The sequence below is a fragment of the Microcystis sp. LE19-10.1B genome, assembly GCF_027530565.1.
Lineage (GTDB): Bacteria > Cyanobacteriota > Cyanobacteriia > Cyanobacteriales > Microcystaceae > Microcystis > Microcystis aeruginosa.
In genome coordinates this window covers 1-11,315 of sequence record NZ_JAPZQM010000655.1, presented here as the reverse complement: position 1 = coordinate 11,315, position 11,315 = coordinate 1, and the positions used below count along the sequence as shown (strand labels likewise).

13 protein-coding genes are annotated in these 11,315 nt (G+C 42.2%); 9 read left to right on the top strand and 4 right to left on the bottom strand.

What is annotated here, in order from left to right; translation table 11 throughout:
- Positions 1–136 (top strand): DUF29 family protein (locus O9332_RS23515; protein WP_353853440.1); only part of this gene is annotated, 136 nt, incomplete at its 5' end.
- 340 nt (positions 137–476) lie between these two features.
- On the opposite strand, the gene O9332_RS23510 is transcribed toward O9332_RS23515, so the two are convergent.
- Positions 477–1,343, bottom strand: coding sequence for an alpha/beta fold hydrolase (locus O9332_RS23510; protein ID WP_002757419.1), 867 nt, complete (start codon positions 1,341–1,343; stop codon positions 477–479).
- Between the two features lie 295 nt (positions 1,344–1,638).
- On the opposite strand from O9332_RS23510, the gene O9332_RS23505 reads away from it, so the two are divergent.
- The 5 genes from O9332_RS23505 to O9332_RS23485 all read left to right on the top strand — a co-directional run bounded on the left by O9332_RS23505 (position 1,639) and on the right by O9332_RS23485 (position 6,861).
- A complete protein-coding gene (locus tag O9332_RS23505) occupies positions 1,639–2,619 on the top strand; it encodes a hypothetical protein (RefSeq protein WP_002757418.1) in 981 nt (326 codons plus the stop codon).
- A 283-nt stretch (positions 2,620–2,902) separates the two neighbouring features.
- The gene (locus O9332_RS23500; RefSeq protein WP_002757417.1) at positions 2,903–3,844 is read left to right on the top strand and encodes an ABC transporter ATP-binding protein; all 942 of its coding nucleotides are present in this window, start codon (positions 2,903–2,905) and stop codon (positions 3,842–3,844) included.
- Positions 3,834–4,664 carry an ABC transporter permease gene (locus O9332_RS23495; RefSeq protein WP_002757415.1) on the top strand — a complete coding sequence of 277 codons (831 nt, stop codon included), beginning with the start codon at positions 3,834–3,836 and terminating at the stop codon, positions 4,662–4,664. Before O9332_RS23500 ends, O9332_RS23495 begins: the two co-directional genes overlap by 11 nt.
- A gap of 2 nt (positions 4,665–4,666) precedes the next feature.
- On the top strand, positions 4,667–6,193 hold the full coding sequence (locus tag O9332_RS23490) for a GldG family protein (protein WP_002757413.1): 1,527 nt from the start codon (positions 4,667–4,669) through the stop codon (positions 6,191–6,193).
- A gap of 47 nt (positions 6,194–6,240) precedes the next feature.
- Positions 6,241–6,861 (top strand): Uma2 family endonuclease, encoded by a 621-nt coding sequence (locus O9332_RS23485; RefSeq protein WP_002757411.1) that lies wholly within the window; start codon positions 6,241–6,243, stop codon positions 6,859–6,861.
- 21 nt (positions 6,862–6,882) lie between these two features.
- Here the strand turns inward: O9332_RS23485 and O9332_RS23480 are convergent, their stop codons facing one another.
- Together O9332_RS23480 and O9332_RS23475 are read right to left on the bottom strand one after the other, a co-directional pair.
- On the bottom strand, positions 6,883–8,331 hold the full coding sequence (locus O9332_RS23480; protein ID WP_002757409.1) for a serine/threonine-protein kinase: 1,449 nt from the start codon (positions 8,329–8,331) through the stop codon (positions 6,883–6,885).
- A 90-nt stretch (positions 8,332–8,421) separates the two neighbouring features.
- Positions 8,422–9,321 (bottom strand): J domain-containing protein, encoded by a 900-nt coding sequence (locus tag O9332_RS23475; RefSeq protein WP_288027646.1) that lies wholly within the window; start codon positions 9,319–9,321, stop codon positions 8,422–8,424.
- A 265-nt stretch (positions 9,322–9,586) separates the two neighbouring features.
- Between O9332_RS23475 and O9332_RS23470 the strand changes: the two genes are divergently transcribed.
- The 3 genes from O9332_RS23470 (at position 9,587) to O9332_RS23460 (ending at position 10,874) form a co-directional block, all read left to right on the top strand.
- Complete coding sequence (locus tag O9332_RS23470; RefSeq protein WP_287700679.1) at positions 9,587–10,147, top strand: RipA family octameric membrane protein; 561 nt, start codon at positions 9,587–9,589, stop codon at positions 10,145–10,147.
- Between the two features lie 260 nt (positions 10,148–10,407).
- Positions 10,408–10,623, top strand: coding sequence for a hypothetical protein (locus O9332_RS23465; RefSeq protein ID WP_002746864.1), 216 nt, complete (start codon positions 10,408–10,410; stop codon positions 10,621–10,623).
- On the top strand, positions 10,611–10,874 hold the full coding sequence (locus O9332_RS23460) for a type II toxin-antitoxin system VapC family toxin (protein WP_288027645.1): 264 nt from the start codon (positions 10,611–10,613) through the stop codon (positions 10,872–10,874). The genes O9332_RS23465 and O9332_RS23460 overlap by 13 nt, the downstream gene beginning before the upstream one ends.
- 271 nt (positions 10,875–11,145) lie before the next feature.
- Here O9332_RS23460 and O9332_RS23455 read toward each other — a convergent pair whose 3' ends face one another.
- Complete coding sequence (locus tag O9332_RS23455; RefSeq protein ID WP_288027647.1) at positions 11,146–11,283, bottom strand: hypothetical protein; 138 nt, start codon at positions 11,281–11,283, stop codon at positions 11,146–11,148.
- Between the last annotated feature and the right edge of the window lie 32 nt (positions 11,284–11,315).

Genomic DNA, 11,315 nt, shown 5'->3' with positions numbered 1-11,315 from the left:
TTTAACCAGAATCGCCGTTATTTACCCCAAAGCAGTGAAGCGAGTCCGACAAAAAAGCCAATTACCGGCCGCTATCTTTGCCGAAAGCTGCCCCTATAGTCCCGAACAAATCCTCGATTCCGATTTTCTCCCCTGAAATTCCGGCAGATTTTTTCAAAAAAATCCTTGACAAATCCCCGCACTTGACAGATACTTATATATAGAATGGGAATCGGTGCCTGCCTGCGAACCCTCTTTTTTCAGGTTAGATAAGTATCTAAGCACAATTAATTACACATCTAAGCCACTACTCCGTCAGGCTTCTGCGGTGGTGAGCAAACAGAGAACTGAAAACTCAAATCCGATCCCTAATAGCTGTATCCCGTCTCCTGTATCCTGTATCCTGTATCCTGTATCCTGTCTCGACTAGGAAATTAATTTTGCACGACTACTTGAGCGTCAAAAAAATAAAAACCTGATAACCAGTCCCTAACTACCTATAAGCTTTTCATCCAATCACTAATCAACCGGTTAACCTCTGTGGGAATTTCATCGTGGGGACAATGACCGGCAGTTAGATAATATTCTGTCAGAGAAGGATAGTATTGACGGAATTTGGCCCCGCGTTCCCTAGTATTCATCCAAGGGTCCCCTTCACCCCATAACATCAACAGGGGACAACTTAACTTTTGCAGGAGAATATCCACATTTTCCCCCCGGGGAGATTTAAACACAGAAGCAAAAACTTTGGCTGCTCCCGCATCCAGGGAAGGACGACGGATATCTTCTATTAACTGCTCGGTAATGGCACTGCGATCGAGATATACTTTCTCTAGGGTTTTGCGGATAGTTTTGGGTTGACGGGTATAGAGAAATAAGAGATAACTGGCGTGGGGTTGCAGCAAGATCGATCGCAGTAATTTTTGTGCTAAATTAGGCTGACGATTGCTTTCTGTCTCGCTAAAGGGACCGGCACTATTGAGGAGAATTAATCCCCGAACATTCTCGGAATGATTAGCAGCCACACAGAGAGAAGCGTAACCCCCCAGAGAATTACCGGCTAAAACCGTCGGTTGGCCCACAACTTCCTTGATAAAATCGTTTAATTGTTGCTGCCAAAGACTGCCACTATAGACAATATCCGGTTTAGCTGATCTACCGAATCCTAACAGATCGATCGCCCATACCTCCCATTCTGAGGCTAAACCTTGCACATTTTTTCGCCAATGGTCGGTGGAAGCGCCAAAACCGTGGACTAATAGTAAAGGGGGTTTTCCCGCAACTCTAGTACCCGCTTGCACATAGTGTATCGAATGTCCTTGCCATTGCCAATTTTGCTTTATCGTCAGGGCAGCTGTATTCATCGGCTGTTTTGTTAAGTAATGTTAATAATTCTTAGTCTAACCGATTGGGAAACTGGAGACAAAGCTAGAGATTTTTGGCCAAACCCCTTGACTGAAAACGGGACTTGACATATACTCATATATATAATGGGAATCCATGCCTGCCTGCGAACCCTTCATTTTTGGGCAAATAACCCTAAAAAACACTCTCAAAAAAAATCTTGAGCGGGATTAATCTGCTGGTATTGGTGGCTAACCCCAGAGAATTACTCCTGAATCATCGGGACAGTTTTTTGCTAATTCTGATATAACAGCTATGAAGATTTTGACGATTTTACGGGGATTAATCGACGAAAATCCCTTAAGTCAGGCGGATCTAGAAGATTTACTAGAGATCGAATCCTTAAGTTTTCAGCAGACTAACCCTCTCATCCTACAGGAAAGGGCGGAACTACTAATGATTCTCTGGCCGCGAGTCTGGCAAAAATGTCAGGAGTTAGGGATAAATCAGCCAAATCAGATTTTGATCAGCTGTTGGCGCTTCTGGATTCCCTGGGCGCTACAGCTACGCAGCCACGCAAAACCGTTGATTCAAGGCATTTTGGCCCCTCAAGGCACGGGAAAGACCACCTTAACATCCATAATGTCGATTATTTTAGCCTATTTTGATTTAAAAGTAAATAATCTCTCTTTAGATGATATTTATAAGACCTATAATGAGCGAATAAAATTGCGTCAAAAGGATGAAAGATTGCGCTGGCGTGGTCCACCGGGTACTCATGATATAGCATTAGGAATTAAAGTTTTAGAACAGGTTTGTCAGCAAAAAAGTCCGATTTTAATCCCGCGGTTTGACAAGTCCCTGCATCAAGGACAAGGAGATAGAATTGCAGCGGAACAAGTGGAACGAGTTGATATTCTTTTTTTCGAGGGTTGGTTTGTGGGCATGAATCCAATAGAAGAAACAGTCTTTGATCATGCCCCCGATCCGATTAATAGCGAAGAAGACCGACAATTGGCCAGGGATAATAATCAAAGATTGCGAGAATATCTACCCCTCTGGTCAAAAATCGATCGCTTACTGATTCTTTATCCCCTTGACTACCGTTACAGTTTACAATGGCGACAGGCAGCCGAAACAAAAGGAGGTATGACCCCATCAGAAATCGAGGAATTTGTCAAGTATTTTTGGAAAAGTTTACATCCGCAATTATTTCTGCCACCCCTGCTCAAACAAGCGCATCTAGTGGTAGAAATTAATCGGGATCATAGTCTAGGAAAAATCAGTTATCAGTAATGAGGGCATTACTTTTATTTATTAGACATCTCCAAAAATTATAACCCAGTCACAGCTTGCCTTTAGTTTATGTACTAACTAAATAGTTCGAGAACTGGAATGTATATCGTTGCTAATTCAATTTCACTGAAAAAATCTGAGGCAATTAAAATAATTTTTATTCGGGTAGATTCCTTAACTAGAAAGACTTTTGGTCTTGAGATAATATGAGGTCGAGGTCTATTATATTCTCCCCGCTCCTGTCTCCTGTCTCCTGCCTCCTCTTTACCAACTGATAAAGCTTATGATTGAAGTCGAACATCTGAGTAAAATTTATGGTTCTACCGCGGCAATCAGTGACGTGGATTTTACCGTAGAAAAAGGAGAAATTCTCGGTTTTTTAGGACCAAATGGAGCGGGAAAAACCACGACCATGAGGATTTTATCCGGTTATATTCCCGCCACGACGGGAACAGCAAGGATAGCAGGATACGATGTGCATCAACAATCCTTAGAAGTGCGTCGTCGCATTGGTTATCTTCCTGAAAATCCCCCCTTGTATCCAGAGATGACCGTGGAAAGTTTTCTTGATTTTGTGGCGCGGATTAAAGGCATCTCATCGGGGGATAGAAAAGCGCGGGTAGATTTAGTTTTAGGTAAATGTCAGTTACTAGAAAAAAGAAAAGTTATTATCCGCAAGTTATCCAAAGGTTATAAACAGCGTGTGGGAATTGCCCAAGCGATTGTACACGATCCACCGGTAATTATTTTAGATGAACCGACAGTAGGATTGGATCCGAAACAGATTATCGAGGTGAGAAATCTAATTAAAAGTTTAGCGGGAGAACATACAATTATTCTCTCCACTCATATTTTACCAGAAGTGAGTATTACCTGCGATCGAGCGACAATTATTAATCGGGGTCGCATCGTAGCCAATAATATTACTACCGCTACCCCTGCTGGTTCCAGTTATGAAATTGAGATCGAAGGTGATAGGGATTCCCTGTTAGAAATCCTTCAACAAATGCCGCAAGTCGAGCAAGGGGCAAAAGTCGGCGATAATCTGCTCAAAATTGTTGGTCAAGCGGGGACAAACCTAGGGGCAGAACTTGCTAGAATAGTTGTCAACAATGGTTATAACCTATTAGAAATGCGTCGCACGCGTAAAACCCTAGAAGACATCTTTCTGGAAGTAATCGGCAGCGGGGAAAGTAACCAGCAAGAGGAGAGACATGATCAATAATATCTGGGCGATTTTTCGCAAGGAATTTCAAAGCTATTTTACCGCCGCCAATGCCTATATCATTATGGGGATATTTTGGTTAGTAGCAGGATTTTTCTTTAACTCCCTTCTCTACGGCATTATTCTCGATATTGGTATCCAAGAACAATCGGGATTTCTGGTAGCCAGAGATACGGTGTCTGAATTTATGACCACTTTCATCGGCATTATTTTATCCTCTTTATTGTTGGTAATTTTGCCAGCCCTGTCTATGGGATTATACGCAGAGGAAAAAAAACAGGGAACCCTAGAACTTTTAGCCACTTCTCCCCTGACTAATTGGAGTATAGCCATCGGTAAATTATTGGGAGTGTTAGCCTTTTTTACCGTGATGATTACCCCCCTCTGGATTTACGAAATAGTGGTTTTTAGTACCGCAGTTCCCCCAGTAAATATAGCCAGTATTTTACTAGCTCATCTAGGATTAATTTTACTGGCAGCGGCCATCCTAGCCATCGGGATGTTTATATCTTCCCTCACCAATAGTTCTATCCTTGCTTACATCATCACCTTTATCACCATCTTATTTATCTGGATACTGGATGTAATTGCTAACAATGCCGAAACCTTCTTTCGAGATCGCATCGGAGGAGAAGTGGGAGAACAGATCGGATTTTTCCTGAAAGAATTACTATCCCATCTATCTTGGTATCAACCCTTTAACAATTTCGTGCGGGGAATTTTTGACAGTAGTAGTTTAGTCATCCTCCTCAGTTATATTCTGCTGGGAATCTTCCTAACTACTCAAGCGATCGAAGCGGACCGTTATCAAAGAAACTAACTATGAGATCCTGGCAAAAATACGGTAAATTTCTCTATATACCCGCCCTATTTCTGGGTAGTGCCGGCTTAACCGTGGGGTTAATCTCCGGTCAATGGTCATCCCTCTCTCTGGGGTTATTAATTGCCGGAGCTATTTTGTTTCTAGGGTGGCTGTTGTTATTAGTAATCACTTCCAAAGACTTTTGGCAAAAAAGAAGTACCCGCACCGGCACTCAAACCCTCATTACTACTATTATTGTCCTCAGCGTTATTGGTTTAATTAACTTTCTCGCCCTCCGTTATCCCTATCGAGTTGATTTAACCGAAAACCAAATCTTTAGTTTATCCCCCCAAACCGAAAGACTATTAACCAATCTGTCAAAACCCGTCAAAGTCTGGATTTTTTCAACCCGGGGAATCAGTGGCAACGAAGAGGAACTTTTAGCCAATTATCAACGCAAAAACCCCCAATTTCAGTACGAGATAGTTAATCCCGAGAAAAAACCCAATATTGTCCAAGAATTTAAAAAACTAGCTGATGATAATCTGTCTAGAGTCTATCTACAGTATGGTGACAAAAAACAACCTCTAAAAACTATTAGTGAAGAGGAAAGTCTCACCGAAGCGAAACTGAGTAACGCCATCGAAACCGCTAAAACCGATCGCACTTTAACCGCTTACTTTCTGCAAGGTCATGGAGAAAATGCCATCAAAGAACCTCAAGGGGGTTTAGGACAAGCAGTCAATAGTTTAGAAGCAAAAGGTTATCAAGTAGAACCACTTAATCTAGTGGAACGTTCCACCATTCCCAATAATGCCGATGTCATTATTATTGCCAGTCCCAAAAGAAAAATATTTCCCCAGGAAGTCACCGCTTTAAAAAACTATCTTGAGCAAGGGGGCAAAATTTTATTAATGATTGACCCCCAAACCGAAACCGGATTAGAACCCTTATTAACCCCTTGGGGTGTGAAACTGGATAATCGGATTATTATTGATGCTTCCGGTGCCGGGGAAATTATCGGTTTAGGTCCGGCTAGTCCCATTATTACCAATTACGGCAATCATCCGATTACTCGCGATTTTGCCAACGGTATTTCTATCTTTCCCTTTGCTCGTCCTATCGCTACCGTTCCCATCGAAGGAATTGAAGCCGTATCTTTAATGATTACTAATGATAAAATGTGGGCTGAGAGTGATTTAAATGATCAGAATCTCCAGTTTAACCCTGAAAAAGATTTAGCCGGCCCCTTTGATCTAGGAGTTGCCCTGACGGGAAAAAAAGGTAAATTAATCGTGATTGGTAATGCCAGCTTTGCCAGCGATGGACTGTTTGAACAACAGTTAAACGGAGATATATTTTTAAATTCTGTGCAGTGGTTAGCCAGTGGTGAAACAGCCACCTTATCTATCCGGGCCAAGGAACCAGAAAATAGAAGAATCAATTTAAATCCCCTGCAAGCTAACGCTATTTTTTGGATAGCGATGGTAGTGATGCCTTTAGTAGGATTTACCCTAGCTGGATTGACTTGGTGGCAACGTCGTTAATCGAGTTAGAATCTAGAAAAATCATCTCTCTTATTCCCCTAACTGCCATGACCACAACCCAAACCATCCCCCAATTGTTGACTTTTGATGACTATATCAATCAATATCCCGATGATGGACAACAATACGAATTAATCGCAGGAAAATTATTGCCCATGATGCGACCGATCGGAAAACACGAAGAAATTGGCGGATTTGTTTCTGGAACCCTATTCTTAGAGATAAATCGGCAGCAATTGCCCTATTTTATCCCTAATACTGCGGCAGTAAAACCCCTTCGACCCCATACAGGTTATCTACCCGATATTATTGTCTTAGACAGAGAAAATCTAGTTAACGATCCCTATTGGGAAACCGCTTCCTCAATTTCTCTGGCAACATCAGCTAAATTAATTATTGAAATTGTCAGTTCCAATTGGCGAGATGATTATCTGAAAAAATTCGACGACTACGAACAATTAGGAATTGCCGAATATTGGATTATCGATTATTTAGCCAAAGGTTCGGCCCGATATATCGGCAGCCCCAAAGAACCCACCATTTCTATCTATCAATTAATAGATGGAGAATATCAAGGTAATTTATTTAAACAGGATCAACGTCTTATTTCAGGGATTTTTCCAGAGTTAAACCTCACTGCTAATCAAATTTTTCGTGCTAGAGCTTAAAGAAAAACCCGTATTTTTAGATTAATTACTATTTTCCACCGTGGGAAGAGGAGAAGGTGATAAAACAGGAGGAGCGATCGGTTCAATTTTATCCTCATTAACCGGGGGATTAATCACCTCTGGAACAGGGGAAGGGGAAGGAGAAGGGGAAGGAAGGGGAGAAACTTGAGGACTTGGATCTGTTTCAGGAAGAGGAACAGGAATAGGAATTACTTCTTCTGGGGTGGGACTAGGAGTTAATTCTGGAGTCACTTCTGGACTAGGAATCACCTCTGGGGTAGGAGTCGGGGAGGGAGTAGGAGTCGGGGAATAAATGGGAGTCCGTTGACGAGAAGGTCGTCGGATAGGGGGAAAATCTTGGGAGGGAGGAGGAATGATTTCAGGACTAGGAGAAGGTTCAGGGGTTGGTAATGGTTCAATTTCCTCATTTTTGGGTAAAAGAGCCATAAATCCCCGATATCCTAGGGCAAAAGCCCCAATTGTCACCGCAAAAATCAGCAAAATCCACAGCCAAGGATTCTTTTTTTCCCCAGAATTGGGTTGAATAACCACAGTGGGGGAGACGGTTGGTTTTGGGGGTGTAGAGGACTTTAATCGGGGACTATGGGGAGAAACCGCGATAGTCGGTTGGGTGGACAAATCGGGGGATATTTCTGCCAAAGCTGCCAACATTTCCCTGGCAGTAGCAAACCGATCGCGGGGATGAAAACGGATCGCTCGATCGATTACCATAGCTAAATTAGGATTAACATTTTCTGCCTCCTGTCGCCAGAGAATTTCCCCCGTGCGCGAGTCAGTTTCTAGATATTGGGGAGTTTTTCCCGTTAATAAAAAAATCGCCGTTAAGCCTAGGCTGTAAAGGTCACTAGAAAAGACCGGTCTCCCGGCAGCCTGTTCCGAAGCCATATAACCGGGGGTGCCAAGGGCGATCGAATAGGCACTTTTTCCCGTAGGATCGAGTAAGGTGGCGACTGCCTCTTTCATTACCCCAAAATCGATTAAAACGGGCAAATTATCACTATTTCTTAAGATAATATTATCGGGTTTCACATCCCGGTGAATAATGCGGCGACTGTGAATAAAATCAAGAACAGGCAGTAAATTCTCCAAAATCGTCCGCACTGCTGAGGAGGATAAATTTCCCTGTCGTTGCTGTTTTTGGGTTAGTGTCTCCCCTTCAATCCACTCCTGCACCAGATAGAAGTGATTATCTTGGGCAAAATAACCGTATAAACGGGGTATTTGGCGATTTTGTTCCCCCAATTCCTCTAAAACGCTTGCTTCTTTCTGAAAACGTTCTTTTAACCATTCTGGCATCCCCTCACTTTGAATAGCCGGCTGCAATTTTTTAATCACACAGCGCCGTTGAGAAGGCATATTCGTATCGATAGCGATATAAGTTTCCCCAAATCCCCCCCTAGCAAGGATACTAACAATTTGGTAGCGATTGTTTAAAAGCACTAGATTCATTACCCTGAGAGTGCAAGCGTGGTCATAAATTGTTCCTAGACTAACATTCTTTCGTTAAGGAAAAAGTCAAGGGAAAAACTAGAGTCAAGTCTAAGGAATCCAGCGACGGATTTTCGTCCACAAAGGTGCATTATCTTGACTACTCATCTCCTGAAAACTTTGATAACAATCGTAGGCGCGATTAAGATGGGCGGTGATTTCTGTAGCATTGGGATGAGAATTGCGATCGGGATGCCAATAACACAAGAGAGTTTTATAATTATTCTCAATCCGGCTAGTCGTGCTAAAAGGAGTAATCCCCAAAACTCGCCACCAAACGGGATTAGCGGACTCTATAATCATCACGGCCAAGGAACGGGGCGAAGGATAGAGAATTTGGGCGATTAATGACCAATCTGACCCATAACACCGCCGATAAACCGCTTTAACTCGCTCTTTTCCCAACTGTTCACAAGCTTGTAAATGCCATTGACGAAAATCCCTCCGCATCTGCTGATGAGTTCGCAAATCTCGCTGGGCAAATCTGCCCTCAGCTAGTTTATTAGTGCCAATAGTGTTAAAGTTACCATTAGCGATCGCTTTTAGATCCCAGTAAAGATGATAAAAAGGATCTTGACCCAAGGCCAGACTTTCCAGAATTTCCTTAGCGTAACCTCTAGCCGGATTTAACCGCAATAATTCCCCTAATTCCCGACAAAACTGCTCATTTTCGGGCATACCGCGCCATTGCCAATAATTAATATCCGGTTTTGCCAGAGACTGCCTATATACACTGCGCCACACCTGCGGAACAGTACAGGCGATCGGGGTAGCCAAGGGAGTAGCCAGGGGATAAAATTGACCCTTTAATGAGCTTTCAGGAGCATCTTCTAGTAAACAGGCAAGATGATAGGCGGGATGACTACGGGGCGTTTTTTGGGGGCTAATAAACCAAAAAGCCGTTAGAATGACAATTAAGTACAAGAGTAGAGAAAGAATTTGCTCCGCCATCGCAACTTTATAGTTAGTCTGCTCAGTTACCTGAAGAATTATAATTCGTGCTATGGTCGCTGAAAAGTTCTTTGTATCTCAGCTGATTGTCAGGAATCTACAAAACGGGGTGATATGTCGAAAGTTTCCCCATATCCTTACTCTAAGGATTGTTGTTGGCAAATTTTCTTTATAGTTAATAGTTAGCTTGCCATCTTTACGCTCAAAAATCGGAGTTCATAGACTTATATAGTCTCCAGAGTAAAATTAACCAAAGGGTGATTTCATGAAATTGCTAATAAAAATACTAAAAAACTTTCGGAAATTATTCAAGTCAGAAGTTACTTCTCAAGAGTTAAATATCAGAGAAGGTTTGGAGTACCTAAAAGAAACCTCTGAATCCGCCAATAAAACATGGGAATTGTTTCAATATTTTCGTAGTGAAATTCAACATGAACATAGCTTATTAATGGGTCGTGTAACTTGGTATATTACTTGCCAATCTTTTTTACTTACTGTATATGCTATTACTTACAGCAATAGCAAAGGACCAAACTGGTTTTCTAATCTTTTGCTACCGATCCTAGCAATTATTGTATCTTTTTTGTCTTATTTTATGATTCAGGGTGCTACAAAAACTATTGATATGTGGGGGAAATTACGTTTAGAATTAGTTAGTAAGAATTCAAAATTAGACCCTGTTCTTATTCCTCGATGGCGTTCAAATGCTCCTAAAGATGACCCTATTCATTTGAGAGCACTTTGGTTTCCTCAGTTTATTTCAATTCTTTTTGTAGTCATTTGGGTGCTGATTGCATATTTTTCTTGGAGGTTTCCTTGGCTATAACTACCAGCGATCGCCGCTATGGTAGATATGGTAAAGTGCGTTCCTTAATGCGAGTCCTACCGCTGCAGCGATCGATTTTGGGGAACGCACCATAGTCATTGATTCAAGCAAATGATAATAAGCTAAAAACGTCTAGGCACAGCGACGGACGGGAGTGCGATCGGATATAGACAAATATGGAGGCATTTTACCTTACTTTTTGGAGCCGTGATCTGTGGGCAATATGACATGATTAATAGAAGAAACAGGGAGTAAAGAGCATGACTACCTATCAAGATGTTCGCCGGCAAGTTGAGAATCTCACCCCAGACGAGCAACTTCGCTTATTAAAAGAGTTAGCTGTAATGGTTCGTCGCCCTATGCTTGTTAAGCCCAAGCATAGCATTATGGAACTAGAAGGACTAGGAAAAGAAATCTGGAATGGACTTGATGCTCAAGAGTACGTTAATCAGGAACGTGCCTCATGGAATGGCTGATGCAACTACAAGGTCAAGTTGTGGGGTTGGATACCGCGCCACTCATTTACCTGATCGAGCAAAATCAGGCATATTTAGGGCTTGTTCGTGCCTTTTTTGGGGCGCTAAGTCGAGGCGAGTTTCAAGTTGTTACCTCTACGTTGACGCTGACGGAAGTTTTGGTGCATCCATTACGCTCAGGTAATGTAGAACTTGCCTGCCAGTATCGTGATATTCTTCTTGATCAAGAAAACTTAATTAGGGTTTGCTGAAAAAGTTTGTTGGTGGGGTTAGGAGTCAGTAGCCGGTCGTCAGTAGCCGGTCGTCGGGAGTTTCAGGCTTTGTTGCCCTCTCTTTTTTGTACCAACTGATGTACTACAATAAGGATAATGCCAGGTTTTTGATGGTCCCAATCCGATTTTCGCAGCATGAACATCGGATTTTAACAGGTCAAAAGCCTTATTTTAAAAGGGTTTTACCATTATTCAGCAAACCCTAATTACTGTACCTATTTCCCTTGAGATTGCCGAAGTTGCCGCCCAGTTAAGAGCAAGACAAAACTTGCGAACTCCGGTTCTTCGTTACTTGGTATGGTTCGATAGGGGGGCATAAATCGACTAAATCCTTATCTGGCAAGAGACTTAATTGATTAGTTCGCTCTAGAGCAAAAACAATTGACAAAAATCGCATCAATGTCCTTCTCTATAAGGGTT